Source organism: Parasphingopyxis sp. CP4 (assembly GCF_013378055.1).
Lineage (GTDB): Bacteria > Pseudomonadota > Alphaproteobacteria > Sphingomonadales > Sphingomonadaceae > Parasphingopyxis.
The window spans coordinates 267,936-289,573 of record NZ_CP051130.1 but is presented as its reverse complement, the minus strand read 5'-3'; the positions used below and the strand labels follow the sequence as shown (position 1 = coordinate 289,573).

At 58.2% G+C, this 21,638-nt stretch carries 24 protein-coding genes; 15 read left to right on the top strand and 9 right to left on the bottom strand.

Annotated elements, in window-relative coordinates; translation table 11 throughout:
* Positions 1-87: 87 nt before the first annotated feature.
* Genes HFP51_RS01410 through HFP51_RS01395 form a run of 4 tightly spaced genes read left to right on the top strand, consistent with a single transcriptional unit; the run spans position 88 to position 2,917 of the window.
* Positions 88-546: a MaoC family dehydratase gene (locus HFP51_RS01410; RefSeq protein ID WP_176873982.1), complete on the top strand. Its 459-nt coding sequence runs from the start codon at positions 88-90 to the stop codon at positions 544-546.
* Positions 543-1,085 (top strand): carboxymuconolactone decarboxylase family protein, encoded by a 543-nt coding sequence (locus HFP51_RS01405; RefSeq protein ID WP_176873981.1) that lies wholly within the window; start codon positions 543-545, stop codon positions 1,083-1,085. The genes HFP51_RS01410 and HFP51_RS01405 overlap by 4 nt, the downstream gene beginning before the upstream one ends.
* Positions 1,086-1,117: 32 nt before the next feature.
* Positions 1,118-2,296, top strand: coding sequence for an acetyl-CoA C-acyltransferase (locus HFP51_RS01400; RefSeq protein ID WP_176873980.1), 1,179 nt, complete (start codon positions 1,118-1,120; stop codon positions 2,294-2,296).
* Between the two features lie 18 nt (positions 2,297-2,314).
* Entirely contained in the window at positions 2,315-2,917 is a 603-nt protein-coding gene (locus HFP51_RS01395) for a DUF805 domain-containing protein (RefSeq protein WP_176873979.1), read from the top strand.
* A gap of 16 nt (positions 2,918-2,933) precedes the next feature.
* Here HFP51_RS01395 and HFP51_RS01390 read toward each other — a convergent pair whose 3' ends face one another.
* A complete protein-coding gene (locus HFP51_RS01390; RefSeq protein WP_176873978.1) occupies positions 2,934-4,151 on the bottom strand; it encodes a polyhydroxyalkanoate depolymerase in 1,218 nt (405 codons plus the stop codon).
* Between the two features lie 132 nt (positions 4,152-4,283).
* Here HFP51_RS01390 and HFP51_RS01385 point away from each other — a divergent pair, with 132 nt between their 5' ends.
* Positions 4,284-6,062 carry an ABC transporter transmembrane domain-containing protein gene (locus tag HFP51_RS01385; protein ID WP_176873977.1) on the top strand — a complete coding sequence of 593 codons (1,779 nt, stop codon included), beginning with the start codon at positions 4,284-4,286 and terminating at the stop codon, positions 6,060-6,062.
* A 209-nt stretch (positions 6,063-6,271) separates the two neighbouring features.
* Here the strand turns inward: HFP51_RS01385 and HFP51_RS01380 are convergent, their stop codons facing one another.
* From HFP51_RS01380 to HFP51_RS01365, 4 genes are all read right to left on the bottom strand, one after another.
* A complete protein-coding gene (locus HFP51_RS01380; RefSeq protein ID WP_176873976.1) occupies positions 6,272-6,706 on the bottom strand; it encodes a biopolymer transporter ExbD in 435 nt (144 codons plus the stop codon).
* A gap of 27 nt (positions 6,707-6,733) precedes the next feature.
* On the bottom strand, positions 6,734-7,225 hold the full coding sequence (locus tag HFP51_RS01375) for a biopolymer transporter ExbD (RefSeq protein ID WP_176873975.1): 492 nt from the start codon (positions 7,223-7,225) through the stop codon (positions 6,734-6,736).
* A 105-nt stretch (positions 7,226-7,330) separates the two neighbouring features.
* A complete protein-coding gene (locus HFP51_RS01370) occupies positions 7,331-8,077 on the bottom strand; it encodes a MotA/TolQ/ExbB proton channel family protein (protein WP_176873974.1) in 747 nt (248 codons plus the stop codon).
* 71 nt (positions 8,078-8,148) lie between these two features.
* A complete protein-coding gene (locus tag HFP51_RS01365) occupies positions 8,149-8,787 on the bottom strand; it encodes a TonB family protein (protein WP_176873973.1) in 639 nt (212 codons plus the stop codon).
* Between the two features lie 207 nt (positions 8,788-8,994).
* Here HFP51_RS01365 and HFP51_RS01360 point away from each other — a divergent pair, with 207 nt between their 5' ends.
* Positions 8,995-9,828: a hypothetical protein gene (locus HFP51_RS01360; protein ID WP_176873972.1), complete on the top strand. Its 834-nt coding sequence runs from the start codon at positions 8,995-8,997 to the stop codon at positions 9,826-9,828.
* Here the strand turns inward: HFP51_RS01360 and HFP51_RS01355 are convergent.
* Together HFP51_RS01355 and HFP51_RS01350 are read right to left on the bottom strand one after the other, a co-directional pair.
* Positions 9,825-10,583, bottom strand: a complete 759-nt coding sequence (locus HFP51_RS01355) for an SDR family oxidoreductase (RefSeq protein ID WP_176873971.1) — start codon at positions 10,581-10,583, stop codon at positions 9,825-9,827. The two genes, HFP51_RS01360 and HFP51_RS01355, sit on opposite strands and share 4 nt — an antisense overlap.
* Positions 10,580-10,975, bottom strand: coding sequence for a dihydroneopterin aldolase (locus HFP51_RS01350; RefSeq protein ID WP_176873970.1), 396 nt, complete (start codon positions 10,973-10,975; stop codon positions 10,580-10,582). The genes HFP51_RS01355 and HFP51_RS01350 overlap by 4 nt, the downstream gene beginning before the upstream one ends.
* A 76-nt stretch (positions 10,976-11,051) precedes the next feature.
* Here HFP51_RS01350 and HFP51_RS01345 point away from each other — a divergent pair, with 76 nt between their 5' ends.
* The 6 genes from HFP51_RS01345 (at position 11,052) to HFP51_RS01320 (ending at position 14,936) form a co-directional block, all read left to right on the top strand.
* Entirely contained in the window at positions 11,052-11,564 is a 513-nt protein-coding gene (locus tag HFP51_RS01345; protein ID WP_255454755.1) for a GNAT family N-acetyltransferase, read from the top strand.
* Between the two features lie 17 nt (positions 11,565-11,581).
* Positions 11,582-12,163, top strand: coding sequence for a DUF1285 domain-containing protein (locus HFP51_RS01340; protein ID WP_176873968.1), 582 nt, complete (start codon positions 11,582-11,584; stop codon positions 12,161-12,163).
* Entirely contained in the window at positions 12,160-12,765 is a 606-nt protein-coding gene (locus HFP51_RS01335; RefSeq protein WP_176873967.1) for a CoA pyrophosphatase, read from the top strand. The genes HFP51_RS01340 and HFP51_RS01335 overlap by 4 nt, the downstream gene beginning before the upstream one ends.
* Positions 12,762-13,961, top strand: coding sequence for a CCA tRNA nucleotidyltransferase (locus tag HFP51_RS01330; protein WP_176876478.1), 1,200 nt, complete (start codon positions 12,762-12,764; stop codon positions 13,959-13,961). The genes HFP51_RS01335 and HFP51_RS01330 overlap by 4 nt, the downstream gene beginning before the upstream one ends.
* A 67-nt stretch (positions 13,962-14,028) precedes the next feature.
* On the top strand, positions 14,029-14,565 hold the full coding sequence (locus HFP51_RS01325) for an RNA polymerase sigma factor (RefSeq protein ID WP_176873966.1): 537 nt from the start codon (positions 14,029-14,031) through the stop codon (positions 14,563-14,565).
* Entirely contained in the window at positions 14,565-14,936 is a 372-nt protein-coding gene (locus HFP51_RS01320; protein WP_176873965.1) for a DUF6768 family protein, read from the top strand. The genes HFP51_RS01325 and HFP51_RS01320 overlap by 1 nt, the downstream gene beginning before the upstream one ends.
* A 25-nt stretch (positions 14,937-14,961) precedes the next feature.
* On the opposite strand, the gene parC is transcribed toward HFP51_RS01320, so the two are convergent.
* Positions 14,962-17,226, bottom strand: coding sequence for a DNA topoisomerase IV subunit A (gene parC / locus HFP51_RS01315; RefSeq protein WP_370462926.1), 2,265 nt, complete (start codon positions 17,224-17,226; stop codon positions 14,962-14,964).
* 108 nt (positions 17,227-17,334) lie between these two features.
* Here parC and HFP51_RS01310 point away from each other — a divergent pair, with 108 nt between their 5' ends.
* Positions 17,335-17,964 (top strand): chromophore lyase CpcT/CpeT, encoded by a 630-nt coding sequence (locus tag HFP51_RS01310; RefSeq protein WP_176873964.1) that lies wholly within the window; start codon positions 17,335-17,337, stop codon positions 17,962-17,964.
* Positions 17,965-18,165: 201 nt separating this feature from the next.
* Here HFP51_RS01310 and purU read toward each other — a convergent pair whose 3' ends face one another.
* Complete coding sequence (gene purU / locus HFP51_RS01305; protein WP_176873963.1) at positions 18,166-19,023, bottom strand: formyltetrahydrofolate deformylase; 858 nt, start codon at positions 19,021-19,023, stop codon at positions 18,166-18,168.
* 397 nt (positions 19,024-19,420) lie between these two features.
* Here purU and HFP51_RS01300 point away from each other — a divergent pair, with 397 nt between their 5' ends.
* The gene (locus HFP51_RS01300) at positions 19,421-20,446 is read left to right on the top strand and encodes a hypothetical protein (protein ID WP_176873962.1); all 1,026 of its coding nucleotides are present in this window, start codon (positions 19,421-19,423) and stop codon (positions 20,444-20,446) included.
* Between the two features lie 293 nt (positions 20,447-20,739).
* Positions 20,740-21,444: a hypothetical protein gene (locus HFP51_RS01295; protein WP_176873961.1), complete on the top strand. Its 705-nt coding sequence runs from the start codon at positions 20,740-20,742 to the stop codon at positions 21,442-21,444.
* The last annotated feature ends 194 nt before the right edge of the window (positions 21,445-21,638 follow it).

The following is a 21,638-nucleotide window of genomic DNA, read 5'->3' as shown; positions in this document are numbered from 1 at the left end:
GACAGACCTTGCGGTTCGAGGAATTGGCTTCCACTATGGCGGGGAAGCCATCGCCATTTAGCAGAAAAAACGAAAGAGGAAACGGATATGAGCACCGTCACCATTGACGAAATGATGAATATGGCCGGCCAGAATCTCGGCACGTCCGAGTGGATTACGGTCGACCAGGACATGATCAACAAATTTGCCGATGCGACCGGCGATCACCAGTTCATCCATGTGAACGAAGAAGCGGCCAAGATGACGCCGTTTGGCACGACGATCGCCCATGGTTTCCTGACACTGTCGCTATTCCCTGTGATGATGGCCAAATCCGATTGCCCGCGCCCCGAAGGCGTGAAGATGGGCGTCAATTATGGTGGCAACAAAACCCGTTTCCTGACCCCGGTTAAATCCGGATCCAAGGTACGTGGTCATTTCAAGCTGCTCGATCTGATCGAAAAGCGCCCCAATCAATATCAGCAGACGCTTGAATTCTCCGTCGAAATCGAAGGCGAAGAAAAGCCGGCGCTGATTGCAGAATGGATTAGCCAGTTCTTCACATGACGCGAATAACGCCTCTGTCTCAGCCTTATCCGGACGCCCTGGCGGCAGCGCTCAACGCGCTGACGCCAGATGGCGGCGATGCGCCGATGCTGTTCCGTATCATTGGCACGTCGGAACGGGCGTGGCAGAAGTTCATTGGCGGGTCCCTGCTCGACAAGGGTCCGCTGCCGATTCGCGAGCGCGAGCTGGTCATTTTCCGGACAGCGGCGCGGATCGGCGCAGATTATGAGTGGGGCATGCATGCCACGCTTTTTGCCGAGCGATGTGAGATCGACGAAGCGCAGCTCGATGCGCTGGCAACCAAGGATGCAGAAGATGGCGGCTGGTCTGTTGCAGATACCGCTCTGTTGGCAACGGTTGATATCTTGCTCGATCGCCGCCACCTCAGTGATGAGGAGTTTGCCCGGATTGCTGACCATTTCACGTCTGATCAGATTTTCGAGATCGTCCAGCTGGTCGGTTTCTATCATGGCCTCGCCATGATTATCGGAACATTTGATATTCGACCGGAACCCGGCACACCGTCGATACCGGCCTGATTTCCCCTCAATAGCCACCAAGGAGTTTCACCATGCGTGATGCAGTTATCGTTTCCACCGCCCGCACACCGATCGGCAAAGCCTATCGCGGTGCTTTCAATAACACACAGGGTCCGACGCTGGGCAGCTTTGCCGTAAAAGCCGCTGTTGAGCGCGCCGGCATCGAAGGCGGTGAAGTCGATGACCTCATCATGGGCGCCGCGCTCCAACAGGGCTCAACTGGCGGCAACGTCGCCCGCCAGATTGCGCTGCGCTCCGGCCTGCCGATCACCGTTTCTGGCATGTCGATGGATCGCCAATGCTCGTCCGGCCTGATGTCGATTGCGACGGCCGCCAAGCAGGTAATCGTCGATCGCATGGATTGCGTCGTCGCTGGCGGGCTTGAGTCCATTTCGCTGGTGCAGACCAAAGAGATGCGCGTGCAGCCCGATCCGGAGCTCCTAGCGATGCATAACGATGTCTATATGCCGATGCTACAAACGGCTGAAACCGTCGCAAAACGCTATGATGTCAGCCGCGAAGCGATGGACGAATATTCGCTGGAATCGCAGAGGCGGACAGCAGCTGGCCAGGAAGCCGGCCATTTCGACGACGAGATTGTCGCGACCACCACGACCAAGATTGTCGTGAACAAGGAAACCGGCGAAACCAGCCAGGAAGAAGTCACCCTTTCCAAGGACGAAGGCAATCGCCCGTCGACCACGCTGGAAGGCTTGCAGAGCCTGCAGCCGGTAATGGGGCCGGACATGACGATCACCGCGGGTAACGCATCGCAGCTCTCCGACGGATCGTCGGCCAGCGTCGTCATGGAAGCCTCGGTTGCCGAGAAGAAAGGCCTGACCCCGCTTGGTCGCTATGTCGGCATGGCTGTTGCCGGCACCGAACCCGATGAGATGGGTATCGGCCCGGTCTTTGCCATTCCGAAGCTGCTGGAACGTTTCGACCTGTCGATCGATGATATCGGCCTGTGGGAGTTGAACGAAGCTTTTGCTGTGCAGGTTCTCTACTGCCGCGATCGCCTGGGCATTCCGAACGAGCTGCTCAACGTAAATGGCGGCTCAATCTCGATTGGCCACCCCTATGGCATGACGGGAGCGCGCTGCACCGGCCACGCCTTGATCGAAGGCAAGCGCCGCGGCGCAAAATATGTTGTCGTCACCATGTGTGTCGGCGGCGGCATGGGTGCTGCTGGACTGTTTGAAGTTCTCTAGCTTCACGAAAGACAGAAAATGGAATACCGCGCGCCATCGTTTTTTGAAGCGGTGGTCCGCGGGTTCCGACTATATTTTCGATTTTCTGGCCGCGATACGCGTGCACATTTCTGGCCATTTGTGTTTGTGGCCACCCTGATTCCTGGCATTATCACATTCGCTACCGATCAGGTCCGTGCGCGACAGGTAGCAGCGGCCTATCCAGATTTTCCTCAGGACCTAATGGCAGGAGTCATCAACGAACGGGCGCTAGATGCGATGCGGGAGTCTCCTGCGCATGATCCTTTTCCTCTCGCCTGGTTCACTATCGCGACCATATTAATTCTGATCATACCCTATTCGTCAGCAGTGGTCCGCCGACTGCACGATATCGGGCTCCGAGGCTGGTGGCTGTTTCCGCAAATTTTGATGGGCACAGCCGTTGGATATGTTCAACTCAGCGTAATTGGAAATCCAATTCAGAACGCGTCAGAATTCATCGAGTTTTTTCGGATAGCGCTCTTGCTAAATCTTATGCTTTTGCTGTGGACTCTAATGCTGGTCTACTTCGTCGTTCAGGATGGCGACTATGGAGCAAATCGTTTTGGTCTCGATCCAAAACACAGGGAGTTCGCCAAATAGCCTGATACCTTAGGGATTAATCGTGCTTGGCGATCCAATCCTCGACTACCGGAGCGATACGTTCGCGCCATTTGCGGCCATGGAAAATACCATAGTGGCCCACTTCCTCGGCCATATGATATTTCTTCAATTTCTTGGGTAAACCCTTGGAAAGTTTGAGTGCTGCCTTGGTCTGACCGAGGCCGGAAATATCATCGCGTTCGCCTTCGATGGCGAGCATCGCGATATCCTTGATTGCCCCTGGATCGATCAACTTGCCCCGATGCCGGAACTCGCCGCGTGGCAATGCATGGGTCTGGAACACAACGTCGATGGTCTGGAGATAGAATTCCGCCGTCATGTCGCAGGTTGAACGGTACTCATCGTAGAAATCCTTGGTTGCATCGGCGCTGTCACCATCCCCTTCGACAAGATGTTTGAACATCTCCCAATGGGTGATCATGTGATTGCCGAGATTCATCGACATGAAGCCGGCCAACTGCAGGAAGCCGGGATATACCTGTCGACCAGCCCCTGGATAATACATCGGAACGGTTGCGATCACATTCTGTTCGAACCAGCTGTGGGGGCGCTGTGTTGCCAGCGTGTTGACTGAAGTCGGTGCTTCGCGCGTGTCGACTGGTCCGCCCATCATCGTCAGCGTCCGCGGCCGGGCCGGATGATCGTCCGCTGACATCAAAGCGGCGGTGGCATAACAGGGCACCGATGGCTGACAGACCGCGAGCATATGTGCGCCCGGTCCGATATGCTCGAGAAAGCTGACGAGGTAATCGATATAATCGTCAAGATCGAAACTGCCGTTGGAAAGCGGGACCGTCTTCGCATCGCGCCAGTCGGTGACCCAAACGTCATGGCTCGGCAGCATCCGTTCAACGGTGCCACGCAATAGAGTGGCAAAATGGCCGGACATCGGTGCGACGATCAATAGCTTGGGTTGGCCCTCAATGCCTTCTTTCTGAAAATGCTTGAGCTGTCCGAACGGGTGACGCGCCTCGATATCAACCGACACCGGCACCGACTCGCCATCCACCTCAACATATTCGATGCCGAAGACCGGTTTTCCGCGCGGTGCCGAAGCGTGCGAGAATACATCCAGCGCTGATGCGACGATCGGCCCCATAGCCGAATAGGCAAAGGGATTTGCCGGGTTTTGCAGCATCTCTGCGCTCCAGCCAGCCATGGCACTTGCACCAGCCAGCATCGAACGCTGCATTTCATACATGTTGTAAAGCATCAAAATTCCCGCCTGCGCGGTCGTCGAACCGCTCTTGAGCGCCCTTCTAGGCCTGTTTTGGCCTACGTTGCAATGCAGCAATATACAGTCTGTCATGTTGAGCCGATGGAGCCGCACTGCTAGGCGCTCTCTATGGCAGACAGCGACGCAGATACCCCCAAATCCCGCAAACTCGGCAATCTCCGCCTAATCTGGAGTTTCGCCATCCGCTATCCGATGCGGATCGTGGGGGCTGGCATCGCGCTGCTGCTCGCAGCAGCCGCAACCTTGGCAATTCCGGATGGATTCCGGCGCGTTATTGACGATGGTTTCAGTGGCGCAGGCGGTGGCGATATCTCGCAATATTTCTTCTATCTGCTGCTGATTGTTGTCGTGCTCGCACTGGCAACGGCCATGCGCTTCTATTTTGTGTCCTGGCTCGGTGAGCGGGTGGTTGCGGACCTCCGCGTCGCGGTGCAGCGCAATCTGCTGGCTCTCGACCCCAAATATTTCGAAGAGAATCGGCCCTCGGAAATTGCCTCGCGCATGACATCTGACACTTCGGTGATCGAGATGATTGTCGGGACAACCATTTCCGTTGCTTTGCGAAATATCGTTATGGGCATTGGCGGGATCATCTATCTGCTGACCCTCTCACCGAAGCTCGCGCTGATGATGCTGCTTGGTATTCCATTGGCGATTGGGCCGATCGTGATCCTGGGTCGTATGCTCCGCAACGTATCGCGCCACAGCCAGGATCGGATCGCCGATGTGGGCGCAATGGTTGCCGAAACTCTGGGCGCCATGAAGATAGTCCAGGCCTTCGGACAGGAACGCCGAGAAGGTGATCGCTTCGACAAGGCCGTGCAAAGTGCCTTCGCGACCGCGCGCCGCCGCATTGCGATCCGCTCCGTCATGACAGCGATTGTCATCACGCTCATATTCGGCGCGATTACCATGGTCTTGTGGCAGGCAGCCTCGGACGTCATCTCGGGCCAGATCACAGGCGGAGCCGTCGCAGCGTTTGTACTGACCGGCATGATCGTTGCAGGTGCATTTGGCGCGCTTACCGAAGTCTATGGCGAGTTGATGCGCGGCGCCGGAGCGGCTGGCCGCCTGAGCGAGCTGTTGCAAGAAGTTCCGGAGATTCGGGCACCCACCCGTCCGCAACCCCTGCCCGAGCCCGCGCGCGGCGAGCTCAAATTTGATGATGTGACATTCCGATATCCTACGCGTTTGGAAACGCCCGCGCTTGAGGATTTCAGCCTGGCGATCAATCCTGGCGATCTTGTTGCTGTGGTAGGGCCATCAGGAGCCGGTAAATCAACACTCTTCCAGCTGGCCCAGCGTTTCTACGACCCTCAACAGGGCAAGGTTACTTTGGACGGTGTGGACCTCAGGGACGCCGACCCAGGCGATGTCCGCAGGCGGATCGCGATGGTGCCTCAAGATACCGTGATCTTTGCTGCGTCAGCGCGGGACAATCTCCGCTATGGCCATTGGGGCGCCAGCGACGACGCCTTGTGGCAAGCCGCTGAGGCCGCCAATGCCGCCGAATTCATCCGCGACCTTCCCGAAGGGCTTGATACGTATTTGGGCGAGAGTGGCGCGCGCCTGTCCGGCGGACAGCGTCAGCGACTTGCCATTGCGCGCGCACTGCTCCGCGATGCGCCCCTGCTATTGCTTGACGAAGCGACCTCAGCACTGGATGCGGAATCGGAACGGCTGGTGCAGCAAGCACTGGAGCGGCTGATGGAAAACCGCACGACCATCGTTATCGCCCATCGGTTGGCCACGGTTCGATCGGCCGATCGTATCATCGTGATGGACAAAGGCCGGATCGTCGAACAGGGCGATCATGCAGCACTGACCGGCCAAGGCGGCCTCTATGCCCGCCTGGCGCAGCTACAGTTCGAAAGCAGTGGTGCATAACGATCTGCCTGGAGCGTCCCAGCAGCGACGCTCCTGCCCGCCCACCGGATACCATGTAGCACGCAGTTTGGATCGCGGTAGCGTCCCATGCGCGGACTGCGGCGCGCGCAACCTATAGCCGTGCTCAGATGAGCTACAGTCCCGGCTCCACCAAAAGAAAAAGGCGAGCCCGAAAGGCCCGCCTCATTCCTTATTTGAGAGATGTCAGCTTAGAACTGGCGATATTGGTCGTTGCCGATAAAGCCCATGTTCGTAACCTGAGCACGGCGTGTAATCGCCAGCACTTCGTCCACCGTGTTGTAGCGCGCCTGCGCGTCCGGGAACATGTGCAGCTCGGGCACTGGGTTCATCGTTACCGTGATATCCAGATACTGACGAAGCGTCTGGCGCGTCACCGGCTCACCGTTCCAAAGGATCTGATCGGTCGGCGAGATATACACCTCGTTCTTGATCGGATCGACAATTTCATCAGGCGGCGGATCATCATTGGCAACCGGCAAGTCGATCTTAACGGCATGCGTCTGGATCGGGATCGTAATGATGAACATGATGAGGAGCACCAACAGGACGTCGATCAACGGCGTCGTGTTGATGTCGATCATCGGATCGTCATCAGCGGCGGCGGGGCCTACTTTTCCACCCATCTTATTCTACTCCTAAAACCATCCGACTTAGAGCCGTTGAATGCCGACACCCGGTGCAGGCTCTGAAATAAAGCCAACCCGCGTAAACCCGGCTTGCTGCATGTTGAAGATCGGCCCACCAATGCAGCGCCATGGCGTGTTTACATCGCCACGAATATGCACTTCGGGAAGATCGTCCTCGGTCATGTTTTCTGCACCACCGAAGCGCTCGATTTCGTCTTCGATATGCTGAATGGCACGGGTCAGCATTTCATTCGAATTGACCCGGGTCATTCCCCAGAACACTTCGCATGTGCCGTTGTCCGCCGCACGGATCGAGAGCGAGACATTTTCCGGCTTCGTAGTCGTCGGAAGCAATCGTACCGAAGGCAGGTTGACTTCAACTGTCTGGATCACGACCGGAACCGCGATCAAGAAGATGATGAGCAACACCAACATGACGTCCGTCAGCGGGACGACATTGATCTCTGAGATCGCAGATTCGTCTTCACCTTCGCCGGGTCCAACACTCATTCCCATGGAATCAATCCTATCCTAAACTCTAGTCCAACCGCAGCCTGTTGGCATCACGGCTAGCGTCGACCGGGAGCGGAGGTGCTATTCGCACCCCGCTCCCGTATCGCATTACGACTTGGTCGCAGGCTTGGCAGCAGGCGCTTTGCCTGCAGCAGCAGCCGGGGCTGCCGGCTTAACCTTGCCGTCCGACACGATGTAACCGTGAATCTGGTTGGAGAAGTGCTGCAGCTCTTCAGACACCGTCTTATTGCGGCGAACCATCCAGTTATAGGCCATAACAGCCGGCACAGCCACGATCAGACCAAGTGCGGTCATAATCAGGGCCTCACCAACCGGGCCAGCAACCGTATCGATCGATGCCTGACCGGCTGCGCCGATCTTCACGAGAGCACGGTAAATACCAACCACCGTACCGAACAGGCCGATAAACGGAGCCGTCGAACCGACAGTAGCGAGAATTGCCAGGCCTTCAGTCAGCTTGGAGTTGATCGTACCAACCGAACGCTGAAGAGCGTTGACGGTCCATTCATGCGCTTCGACCGGATCGGTCAGCTGGTCATGATGTTCGCGTGCTTCGATGCCGTCTTCGACGATCTGACGATATGCGCTATTCTTTTCAAGCTTGGCAGCGCCTTCACGAAGGCTGTTTGCCCGCCAGAAATTTTCGCGGGCGCGCCTGCCCTGCTTCAGGATCTTCTGCTGTTCGAACCATTTGGTGAACAGGATGTACCAGGAAGCCGCCGACATCAGCACCAGAATACCAAAGGTAGACTGGGCCACAATGCCGCCTTCTTCCAGCGCCGCACGAAGACCATATGGGTTTTCTGCGGGGGCTTCAGCTGCTTCAGTAGACATGATTTACATTCCTCTCAAATAAACTTGGTGCAATCATAGCAAACCCGAGGTTCGCGATAAAAAATCAGTTGTTAGTTCGGGATTTCCCAGCGGATCTGGCTCGAATAACTGCCAGTCGTTGGATTGCCCGCATCATCCAGTGCCGCTCTAAATCGCGCTCGACGCCTTAGCTGACGGCAGGTTTCATTATCCAATCGGGAAAAGCCCGTAGACGCTGTAATCGTGCAGTCCGTCACACGACCATTGGTACCGATCGTCAGGCGGAAGCTGGCCGTACCAGTTTCCTCGTTCCGCAAGGATGCCGAAGGATAATCATTCGGCGTGACCCAGCGGCCCGGGTTACCGCGCGGCTGTGCAGCCTGCGCCAAGCTCGGTGGCGGTGGCGGCGGCGCCGGGGGCGGCGGAGCTGGGGGCGGTGGTGCCGGTGGACGCGGCGCCACGGTCGGCCGGTCAAAAACGACTGGCGGCGGCGGCGTTACGACAACAGGCGGCGGTGGCACCGGTACTTCCGGTGGCGGCGGCGGCAATTCTTCTTCCGGTGGCGGCGGTTCATCTTCAACGTCAAAGACGGTGAGATCTTCCTGCACCTGCCTGGCGACCTTGACGGCCAGACCCGAAATCAGCGCGTAGGCGAGAGCGATGTGCAGGACTGCAACGGCGATAATCGCCGACAGCCTGCGCGAGCTCATCTTCTGATCAGCATAGGCCATTAATTTTAGAAACTCCCTCCAAAGCCCGGTGTCCATAAAGCGCCAGTTAATCTGGCTACTCAAAGAACAGCAACCCAACGTGAAGCGATAGCTGCCCGATGGAAAGCGATTCCCTACCTTCGAGAATCACGTTACGCAACAGTTACCCGATTGGCCAGATACGATACAAGGCGTTTGTCCGGTCCAATATGTGCCAAGGATTGTTTGATGCAAAAATTTGTCACCCTTTTGCTCGGTGCATTACTAGCGTTTGCACCGGTTGATCGCTCGGAATCTCAAGCCTTTGCCGAGGGTAATGCCCTAACCTTTGCCGACCTGGCTGACCTGTCTCTTGGAGCGTCGATTGTCGCCTTGGCAGAGGTCGATCGGGTGCGGCAGGTTGACGAAGAACGTGCCGTCGGCCTCGCACCCAATCATGTTCGCTACTATGTCGAAGCGGAACTTGAGACCCTGATTCGCAGTGCGAATCCCATCCCGGGCCGTGTGAGATATCTTGTCGACCTACCCCGCGACGCCGATGGTGACCGGCCGCGGATCAATGGCAACCGGGTCATTTTGTTCGCAGCCCCGGTGGCAGGACGGCGCGAGGAATTGCAGCTGATCGCGCCCGATGCGCAGCTCAACTGGACAGAAACAAACGAACAGATGATTCGCGCAATCTTGTCCGAAGCGGCATCGGATGACGCACCGGGTTCGGTTACAGGTGTAGCAAATGCGTTCAGTGTTGCCGGAACTTTACCAGGCGAAAGCGAGACGCAAATCTTCCTCGCGACAAGCGACGGACGCCCGGTTTCTCTGAGCATCTTGCGCCGCCCAAATCAGTCACCGCGATGGTCAGTGGCACTTGGAGAAATCATTGAACGCACGTCACCGCCGCCGGCGCCAAACACTTTGCTGTGGTATCGTCTGGCCTGTTTCCTTCCGGACAGTCTGCCGGAAACCAGCGCGGAAAACCTCGATCGCGACAGCTTTCTGAATGCGCGCGCGGACTATCGATTGGTAATGCAAGACCTTGGGCCCTGTGCACGTCGGAGAAACTAGCTGCCGACCGGCAGGTTCAGAAAATCCGCGGAAAAGGATTTGAGATGGGCACCGCCATCGACGAATATTGTCTGGCCCGTGACTGCCTCCGCCTGAGCCAGCCAGGAAACCGCGTCGGCAATCTGCGCTGGCGCAGGAAACGCCTCTAGCGGCATAGCTGCCTCGGCGCGCTCGAGCACTTCGGTAGTGTAATCCACCGTCGGGATTGTCAGGCCGGGGGCTACCGCATTCACGCGAATATCTGGTGCGAGTTCGCGCGCAAGTATGTCGGTCATCCCGGACAGTGCTTGCTTGGACAAGGTGTAGCTGAACTGATCGCCATGCGGATGCGCAATCCGCTGATCGAGGATATTCACGATCGAGCCACTGGCTTTGCGTTTTTGGGCGGCAAAGGATTTGGAGAGAATGGCTGGCGCTGCGCAATTGACCGAATAGTGGGAAAGGAGCGCGTCCATCGTGACACTCTCTGGCCGATCATCGTTGAATTGCGCGGCGTTGTTGACGAGCAGGCTGGGCGGGCCATCGAACAAATCGGCGACGGCCGGGATCAGATTTTCTACCTGTACCGGATCTGCAAGATCGGCCGCAATTCCCTGCCATTGCACGCCAGCCGCTTCGATCGCCTCCAGCAACTCGTCATCGGGCTCGGGATAGGCAGAGGCGTGCAAGGCCAGCGAATAGCCCTCGGTAGCCAGGCGAGCCGCTATTGCCGCGCCCAGGCGCCTACACCCCCCCGTTACGATTGCGAGCTTCACCGTTTATTCCGCACCATTGTTATGCCGATCTCCTCGCCATTTTCGGATATTGCCAGTTTCACGATATCAATCGTCACGCGCAATATCCGCTCATCCTGGAAGAATACCGTATCGGCGATATGGTCTGCAACGGCCTCAATCAGGGTGAAATGCCGATCCTTGGGCAAAGCATCCGTCATCGCATGTTTGAGGTCCATATAGTTTTTCGAACGCGACAATGGCGTATCGGGCTCAAACTTGTCGGGGGCAGTCATATCTGCGGCCACCGAGATACGCAGCGGTTGAGGCAGCTTTGTTTCCTCGGAGTAAATCCCGGTGAGGATCATGACCTCAACATCGCGCACTTCAAGCCTCAGCAGGTCGGTTCCGGGCTCGGTCAAAGGAATGGGCATAAGTGATTCGTGCTTTCTTTTTGCCCGCGAACCGCTAATCGCCACGGCCCTTAAGGTAAATGGCCAGCAACAGACCGTGACAACACTCCACCCCCTCTCTCAAGTGACGCCGGCGGCGATCGAAGCACTACTCGATGCCGCGTTCGGCGCAGATCGCCATGGGCGAACGGCCTATGCAGTGCGCGCTGGGACTGAAGCTGTTGCGGACCTCTCCTATGTGTGCCTCGACAATCAGAAGCTCGTGGGATCCCTCCAAAGCTGGCCGGTGGTGCTGACAACGCCTGATCACCGCCGCATGCCACTGATCATGGTCGGCCCGGTGGCGGTTACACCGGAGCATCAAAGCCAGGGGATTGGTAACCAAATGACGCGTGTTGTTGCGCAGCGCCTCGATCTTGCTGGTGTTTCGGCCATGATGATCGGCGATCCAGAATATTATGAAGCCTTCGGATTTCGATCGGGCCCGGCCAGTGACTGGTCCCTACCCGGCCCGGTTGAGCCGGAACGTATCCTGCTTCGCGCTGCTTCAGGGAGCCAATGGCCCACCGAGGGTGAATTGGGAGCAGACCTTTTGCGCTCTGAGGATTGATTGCCTAACTAGGCCTCATGCCTGCACCCGTTCCGCCCGAAAACCTGGCCTCACTTTCGCTCGATGCTATTGCCGCGCTAGCCGAGGATCGAAGCCTACCGCCGGTTGATCGCTGGAATCCGGAACGCGAAGGCGTGATCGATATTCGTATCGCGAAGGACGGAACCTGGTATCATGAAGGCGATCCGATCAATCGATCGGCGCTGGTGCGACTATTTTCCACGATATTACGCCGCGAAGCCGATGGCAGCCATGTGCTCGTCACGCCAGCTGAAAAGCTGATGATCCAGGTGGAGGATGCGGCGTTCCTGGCGGTCGAAATGAAACTGGGAACCGATGAATCCGGCACGCAGCGGATCATGTTCCGACTGAATACGGGCGACCTTGTCGTCGTGGGACCAGACCATGCGCTTAAATTGCGCGGAGACGTTGAGGACGCCCTCCCCTATCTGCATGTACGCGGAGACCTATGGGCCTTGCTCAGCAGACCGGTCTATTATGCCCTGATGGAGCACGCACTCGAAAATGGCAGTGACCCAATCGGCGTTTCCAGCGATGGCGCCTTCTTTCCGTTGGCGCCAGAAGGTGTAGCGCGATGAGCCTTGCCGTTTCCCTGCGCGACACGCTCGAAAAATCCCATGCACTGGAGATCCCCGTTTTCGAGTCCGACATCCGCGGTGAGCGGCTGGCTGCAAATGGCGATACCGTCGACGCGGCTGTCCTGATCCCGGTCGTCGAGCGCGATACGCCAACGGTCATCCTCACCCGGCGGACAGATGCTTTGCCCAGCCATCCCGGACAGGTCGCCTTTCCCGGTGGCAAGGTGGATCCGATTGACGATGGCCCGGTGAGCGCCGCTCTGCGCGAAGCCGAAGAGGAGATCTCTCTTCCGAGGCATCAGGTCGACCTGGTCGGGACAACCGACCTCTATTTGACCGGCACAGGTTTTCACATCACGCCCGTGATCGGTGTTGTCCCTCCGGGCATCGAGCTTGTCCCGGAAGCGGGTGAAGTGGCTGCCATATTCGAAGTCCCATTCGACACGCTGTTCGATCCCGCAAACTATGCTGAGCGGGAGATTGAGTGGCAGGGGCGGATGCGGCGCTATCACGAAATGTATTGGGACGATCATCGCATCTGGGGTGTCACAGCATCGATAATAATGAATCTGTCACGCCGGCTGAGCGCGGTGAAGGCATGACGCTGCCTGATGCTCCCTGGCGCAGCTGGCCCGGTATGGATCAACTGCTGAAGGCACTCGATGCTGAAGGCGGCAATGTCCGGTTCGTTGGCGGCGCTGTTCGCGATACGCTGCTTGGTCTCGAAGTTCAGGATATCGACTGCGCGACTGTGTTTCGGCCCGAAGATGCGATGGAGCGGCTCGAAGCTGCCGGGATAAAGACCGTTCCGACCGGCCTCAAACATGGCACCGTCACCGCCATCATCGAAAGACGCCCGATCGAAGTCACAACCCTGCGCCGCGATGTTTCAACAGATGGTCGCCATGCCGAGGTCGCCTATAGCGAGAATTGGCAGGAGGATGCGGCGCGCCGGGATTTCACGATCAACGCCCTCTCCGCCGACCCCATCACTGGCGAGATTTTCGATTATTTTAATGGCCGGGCCGACTTGGACGCCCGCCTCGTACGCTTCATTGGCGATCCAGCCGAGCGCATCGCCGAAGATCATCTCCGGATTTTGCGCTTTTTTCGCTTTCATGCGCGGTTCGGGAGCGGCGCTCCCGATGCCGAGGGGCTGGCGGCGGCCGCGAAGTTCGCCAACAGCCTGATGGCATTATCTCGCGAGCGGATCGCTGACGAGCTACTCAAGACATTGGCACTGCCCGATCCATCGGAGACCATCGCGCTGATGATCGAGCATCGCATCTTCACACCTGTTCTGCCCGAGATCGTCAGCGCGGAAGAACTGATCCGGCTGACTGGCCGCGAGACAGTATTTGATCAAGCCGGCGATCCGATCCGACGGCTGGCCGCCCTGCTGCCACCCGAACCCGATACCGCGGTCTCGGTTGCAACGCGCCTCAAAATGTCTCGGGCGCAGCGCAAAAGGCTGGCGACGGCTACCGCCCGTATTCCGGGCGACACGGCCGAGCCCCGTGCCCTTGCCTATCGCCATGGCATAGACGGCGCGATTGATCGCCTGCTGCTCTGCCCGACCAATGACGCCGTTACGGGCGATGCCATCGCACTATTGATCGAAAACCCGCCTCCCGAGCGCTTCCCCCTCAAGGGCGGAGAGCTTATCGCAATGGGTATGGAGGCCGGGCCAGACGTCGCCGTAAAACTGCGTGAAATCGAAAATATCTGGATCGCGGAAGATTTCCCCGGCGAAGCGCGCGTGTGGGAAATCGCGCAGGAAATGCTGTCGTCCGAATAATCGGTCCACCGATCGAACCTTTTCGGCCGCCCCACCGACTATATACCCGTAACGGGAGGTATTTTGGATGGATCAGAGCGGGCGGGTTTTTGATGAGCTGCTCGTGCTCCATGTCCAAAATGGTGACCGGCGGGCTCTGGAGCGACTTGCGTCGCGCTGGCATCCGCGGCTGCTGCGCTCGGCGCGGCGCTTTACCGGTGATGACGAGCTGGCGCGCGAAGCGGTTCAGGAATGCTGGCTCGGCATCACCAGCGGGCTGAAAAAGCTCAACGACCCGGCGCGGTTTCCGGCTTGGGCCTTTACGATCCTGCGTCGCCGCTGCGCGGACCGGATCAAGGCGCATGCCGCCCATCGCCCACGGTCCGATGAGCTGACAGAGGCCAATGCGCCGGTCATCTCGCCACGTGGCGAAGATCAGGCCGCGCTGCGCCAGGCATTTGCCAGCCTGCCCGAAGACCAGCGGATCGCCGCGACGCTCTATTTCGTTGAGCGGCTCAAACTGGACGAGATTTCAGCCGCGACGGGTGTGCCGCTTGGCACCGTGAAGTCGCGCATCTTTACCGCTCGCAAGACGCTAAAATCCCTATTGGAAGGAGAAGAGTAATGACCGAATTTGATGACAAGCTCCGCGCTGCATTGGACGCCGATGACGAAGCGTTCCTGCAGGAGCTCGACGAGGGGCGCGGCATGTTCGCGCAGATCGGCGATACATTTGCCGGGCCACTGGGCGGCTGGGCGAAGCTGATCTTCTTCGTCGCCTTGGTGCTCGGCATCGGGCTGCTCTATGCAGTGTGGCAGCTCTTTACCGCCGATACCGATCGCGAGCTCTTCATCTGGGTAACCGCAACGCTCGCCCTGCTAATGGCCCAGGGCTTTGTGAAACAATGGTTCTTCGAACGGATGAACCTGATGACGATCCTGCGCGAGCTAAAGCGGATCGAACTGCGCGTCGCGCGGATTGAAGAGCGGGGTTAGTTCCGTCTCCGGTTATCGCTTGCCCCTAAAACCGATTATCCTGCGGAAAGCCGCGGGGCGGCATCCTTCCGGCTGTCCCGCGATTGCCGATCCAGTCGCCAAGTTCGGTCTCTGTTCGCGTGCGGCCCGTGTCACCGCCCATTGCCCAGCTTAGCCCTTCGTCCAATGTAAAGGCCGTCGCATCGGACAGGCCGCCATCCTTATATTTTTGGAGCATGATGCCCTGGCCGCGCGCCATTTCAGGCAGCGCCTCGAGTTCAAAGATCAGCATCTTGCGGTTCTCGCCAATCGCCGCGACATGATCGGCGCCTTCGGGGATCGGGCGAACAACGCGCAGCTTCGCGCCAGCTTTGACATTGGCCACCACCTTGCCCTTGCGGGTCGTGCTCACAATCTCTTCGGCGCTGGCGACAAAACCCTTGCCGGCCGAGCTGGCGAGCAACAGCTTGCCCCCCTCCTCAACCTTCACCAGTCCGACAATTTCGGCGCCATCTTCCACATCAACCATCGATCGCACGGGCTCGCCAAAGCCCCGCGCACCGGGCAGCTTGTCTCCGCCCAGCGTGTAGATGCGGCCATTATCGGCGGCGAGCAGCAGCTTGTCAGTCGTCTGGGCGTGGAAATCATAAGCCGGCCCATCGCCTTCCTTATATTTGAGCTTGGCGAGGCCCGCTGCATCGACATGGCCCTTCATCGCGCGGATCCAGCCGCGTTCGGACATGACCACAGTGATCGGTTCCTTCTCGATCATCGCTTCAAGCGGGATTTCCTTGGGCGGTGCCGCTTCTTCCAGGCTGGTGCGTCGGCGGCCGAGTTCGGTATCCGCGCCATAGGTTTTGAGAAGACCGGCCAGATCCTTCTTCATCCGCGTTTTCTGGCGCGCCTTGGAGTTGATCAGCTTGTCGAGCTCTTCGCGTTCCTCGAGCAGATCTTCGCGTTCCTGCCGCAGCTCCATTTCCTCCAGCTTGCGCAAGTTACGCAGCCGCATGTTGAGAATCGCTTCGGCCTGGCGGTCGTTCAATCTGAACTCGGCCATCATCACCTTTTTCGGTTCATCCTCATAGCGGATGATCTCGATGATCCGATCAAGGTTGAGGAAGGCGATGATATAGCCGTCGAGCAGCTCGACCCGATCGTCGATCTTGCCGAGCCGGAACTCCGAACGCCGGACCAGCACGATGAACTGATGCGTCAGCCATTCCTTGAGCACTTCCTTGAGGCTCATCACCCGCGGCGTGCGATTGGCGTCGAGTACGTTGAGGTTCAAGCTCACGCGCGTCTCAAGCTCGGTCAGGCGGAACAGCGAGTCCATCAGCACATCGGGCTCGACCGTGCGGCTCTTGGGCTCGAGCACGATGCGGATCTGCTCATCGCTCTCATCCCGGACATCGGCGAGGATCGGCAATTTCTTATCGGCGATCAGCGCAGCGATCTGCTCGATCAGCTTGCCCTTTTGCACCTGGAACGGAATTTCGGTGATCACCGCTTCCCAGGTTCCACGACCTAAGTCTTCCTGATGCCAGCGCGCGCGCACCCGGAAGGCACCGCGTCCGGTACGATAGGCTTCGGAGATGATTTCCTTGCTATCGACGAGCAGCCCGCCGGTCGGCAGGTCCGGACCCTGGACGAAATCCATGAGCTCGGCCTCTTCGGCCTTGGGATTATCGATCAAATGCGTCGCGGCGTCGATCAACTCGGCGGCATTATGCGGCGGGATCGAAGTCGCCATGCCAACCGCAATGCCGGTCGCGCCATTGGCGAGCAGGTTCGGGAACAGGCCGGGGAAAACCTCCGGCTCTTCTTCTTCGCCATTATAGGTGGGGCGGAAATCAACCGTGCCTTCGTTGAGGCCGTCCATCAGGTCGATTGCTGCCTGAGTCAGCCGCGCTTCTGTGTAGCGCATGGCCGCAGCGTTATCGCCATCGATATTGCCGAAATTACCCTGCCCGTCGACCAGCGGATACCGCATCGAAAATGGCTGGGCGAGCCGGACCATCGCATCGTAAACGCTCTGATCGCCATGTGGGTGATATTTGCCGATGACATCGCCGACGACGCGGGCGCATTTCTTGTAACCCGATGACGGTTCAAGCTTCAGCAAACGCATCGCCCATAACAGCCTTCGATGCACCGGCTTCAGGCCATCGCGCAGGTCGGGTAACGAGCGCGCCGTAATCGTCGACAATGCATAGACGAGATAGCGTTCGGAGATCGCCTCATCGAACGGAGCATCCTTGATCCGGTCGAGCGGATCGTCGGGCTCTGGCATGTCAACGGTATCGGTCGTCATGGGTCGCGGAGTAGCAGTGGGACGCAGCAGCGGCGAGGGCGATTTCCACAGTAAATCACATCTGCAGCCTGACTTGACCGCAGCCAAGGCGCGCGGGAGAAGGTCCGGATGAAAGTCGCTACCACCCTGTTTGCTGTTGGAATTCTCCTATCGACGCCGAGCGCCGCGGAAAACGGGGATTCTCGCGCCGTAGAGCTGGCCGCGGCGATGACCGGTACCTTTGCCACACGCGCCGATGCGCCGGGTACAGCCTTTGCCGATTTTCGCACCGCGATACCGCCGCTCGGCGATGGCGAGTGGATATACTTCCAGCGCAACCAGGGCGCAGAGATGCAGGTCTATCGCCAGCGCGTGCTGCAGCTTGTTGACCGGCCGGACGGTTCCGTCGCGCAGATCACCTACACAATCGCCGAACCCGAACGCTTCGCCAGCGCCCCCGACGACGCGACCGCCCTCAACGCGCTCAGCGCAGCGGACGTAACCGCACTCCTCAATCAAGGCTGCGAACAGCATTGGCGGTTCGATGCAGAGCGCGACGGCGGCAGCTGGGTCGGCCGCGTCGATCCTAACAGCTGCACTATCTATTCGCAGCGCCGCCAGACCGAGATCCGCATCGGTTCGGAAACCCGGCTCACCGGCGATGCGCTCTACGAAGCCGAACGCGGTTTCGATCTGGAAGGCAATCAGCTCTGGGGCACGCCAGCGGGCGAATTCAGCACCATCTACCGCGTGCAATAGCCAGCAATTCCAACCCCTAAACGGAAACCTCTCCACATCGCCGAGTGGCGAGCGAGGAGGCTGGGCGGGTAGCTTTGGCTCCCGTCAATTCGCCCGGGCATTTATCCCCGAGTGGTGCGACTCGCATAGCATGTTTTTGCGCGCATTGCATCACGAACCCAGCACGCACTAGCGTCAACCTGGCCCTCCCTCGCGACAGGATTAGCGGAACACCACGGTCCGCATGCCGTTGAGCAACAGCCGCCGCTCACCGATCCACTTCACCGACCGCGCCAACACCTGGGCCTCGATATCGCGGCCGATCCGGATCATGTCCTCAACACTGGCACGATGATCGACCCGTTCGACCGCCTGTTCGATGATCGGCCCCTCGTCGAGATCGGCGGTCACGAAATGCGCGGTCGCCCCGATCAGCTTCACACCGCGCTCAAATGCCCGGTGATAGGGCCGCGCGCCTCTAAAGCCGGGCAGGAAGCTGTGATGGATATTGACGCAGCAGCCGGCCAGCTGACCGACCATGTCGGCCGAGAGAATTTGCATATAGCGGGCGAGCACCAGCGTCTCGGCCCCCGCTGCATCCATGATCGATCGTATCTGCGCCTCCTGCGCAGCCCGGTTATCGTCCGACACCGGCAGATAATGAAACGGCACATCATGCCATTCGGTCAGCGATCGGCATGTTTCATGGTTGGAGACGACCGCCGCAATATTCACCGGCAGCGTTCCGGTATGCCAGCGATGCAGCAAATCGTTGAGGCAATGGCTCGCCCTGGACACGGCAATGACAATCGATGGCGGTGCGTTCCCGGCATTGAGCTGCCAGTCGAGATGATGGACGCTCGCAACATTCGCAAAAGCCGTTTTGAGAGCATCAAGCGATCCGGGAAATTTCACTCCCGCCGCCTGGAACTCGACCCGCATGAAGAACCGCCCGGTTTCCAGATCGGCATATTGCTGGCTGTCGAGAATGAAGCCGTCATGATCGGCGAGGAATCCGGTCACCGCAGCCACCAGCCCCACACGATCCTCTGCCGTCAATGTCAGAATGAAACTCGCCATTCCTCACCCTCGCCTGTCGCGCCCCAAGTAACGCCCAGCTGATTGAATAGCCGAAAAATACAAAGATTCGGTGCAAATTTGCGAATATCCCGACCACCACCCGTCGTCATTCCGGCGCAGCCTGATATCGCTAGCCGCCAGCGCAGGGACCAGCGGCACGGGCTTTACCGACCCAAACAATAGCCATCCAATTGCCCGCATGTCCGTTTCTGGCCGAAAGCGGACGTTTCCAGTGACCGTGGCGAACCAGCTGAAATCATTTCTGGTGTTCCTGGCCCAGCCCTGCTGTAGATGCGCTTTACATGGGGGCAGCATGACATTTCTGACGATAAACCGCGGGCGCGATCGCAGGCCGCAATGGGGAGTGCTGCTAGCGGCCATGTTGGGCGCTTGGACAATGCCCGCGAACGCACAGTCTCCTGTCGATATGCTCACACAGGCGCGCATTGATATGGACGCGCTCCAAACAGTGAATTTCGAAGGCGGACAATTGCGTCGTAGCCTTTATGGTCGATGGATTAGGCGAGACGATGATGGGCAGTGCTCGACCTATCGATATTGGGGCGAGGATGGATCCCATTTATCGATATGGAACGAAGAGGATGACAGTGTCCTGACAATCGATGTCAACGCTCTGTCTATGCGCGCCGGGCTGCTGAACGCCGGCGAGAGATCGCTGATCCGTTTCCATACCCTGACAGACGCATCGGCAGAGCGGGATTTGGATCCAATGCGCGATTGCAACGATCCGCCCGACCCGGTTTCCGTACCGGTTTCGGGAGGTGTATCTGGTGATTTTCCCCTGGAGACCATTCATACTCGCAACGGAATATTCTCTCGGATATCGGCTACCCAATGGCGCTACTTACCCGGCCACGGAGATGGATTCGCCAGCAATGCGGTGCCTGCCTATGACGTCGTCGGCAGCAGCGAAAACCATCTGCTCGCCTTTAATGAAGCAAATCAAGTCTACGCTCTGGTTGAGCTTGATAATCGATCCTTTTTGATCTTCAGCCTGAACGGCGTTGTCGACCAATTTTATCCAATCATCACAACCACGCCTGAATTCGCATGGGAAACGGCATCGCAAAGACGCGATATGACCGCGACCGAGATGACGACCATTGACTATGAAGGTGGTCAGTTTCGAAGGCTCACCAGCGCGACATGGGTCGATGTATCCGATGAAAATGGCTGCTCTTACTATCAGGAGTGGAACCGCGATTTCGGCAATCTGACCATGCTTGCCCGCAGGCGCGGCCCTTCTCCTTCACCAAGCATCTCCATCAATGTCTTCAGCATGACCGCAACCGTGCACAGTGGTTATTCGTACAACGCGCCGGTGGCCGAAACACGCCAGCTGATTGCTATTGGCAATGAAGATCTTGGCGAGGACCCGTCGGCTATTTGTCGGCCTGGCTAAAATTCTTGTTGATGAATGCAGGCAGTCGGGTCGTTTTCACCTACCAGATCGCGCGCGCGGGCATTGATGATCCTCGCGATGATGAGTCACGTCTCAACTGGCTTCCGGCAAGATTGCCGATAGCGCTGAGCATAAGGCCGGTGTGTCATGTCCACTTTGGGTGGAATGCGGACATTCGTTGGTAAAGAAGATGGCCGCCTCCGAACTCACCGGCCAGTGCAGCAGGCTCGCCCTTGCTATCACCGCGCAGTTACGCTCAACTCCCTCAGCCAATAGGGTAATCAGGGGGTTTTATGACAAAGACATTGATATTGCTCGGCGCTGCGATGGCGCTCTGTGCGTGTGGTAGCGAGGCACAGGACGAAGCGGCGCAGACCGACGCGCCCGAAGCGATAGAAGAGGAGGCGCCCGAATATAGTTTCTTGCCGCATGGCGCGCCGCTGTTTCCCGATGCGGACGAAAGCACAGCCGAAGAGCATGCGGTCTTCCGCGACAGCTACGAATATCAGTCGAACGCATCCAAGCTGGAAATCGCGCAATTCTATGGCGACTATATTACCCAAAGCGGCAGCATGCGGGTGATCTCAGCCGGCATCCGCACCGCGAGCGGCCAACGGATCGGGATCAACGGCAATATCGTGAACGCCTATCGCGCGGATGATGAGAGCTTCAATGCCAATCTGACCAGCGGTATCACTGCCACGATTCCCATTCATCCCGAGGCGCGGACCGATACGCTCAACGCAAATGACGAGGGCAACACGCCCTATGTCAGCTATCAGGTGGATGATGCCATATCATCGATGGATCTGTTGGCATTCTACGAAGACGCATTTCGCGGGCAGGATATGGGAATCAGCGAAATGAGGATTACGGGACAGGGTGAGAGTTACCGCCCGAACCTGGCGGTTACGATCAGGGACGCAATGGGTGGCGGACATTCAGTAGTCGTCAAGGCGACCGGCTTCACGCCCGACGGACAGCCAGCCGGCGAGTAACGCGCCGCACAATGGTGTGGTAATGTCTGCAGTGGGCGCAGAGCGGTCGTTCCCCGCTTGGCTGAAAGCGAAAGGTATTGGCAGACATTAGTGGGCGTGAGACATACTAAACAGGTAAATGTTGCATATCTTCCTGCTGATCGTACAATCATGATCATACTTCTGTGGGATAAACAGCAATGAACGGGAAACAC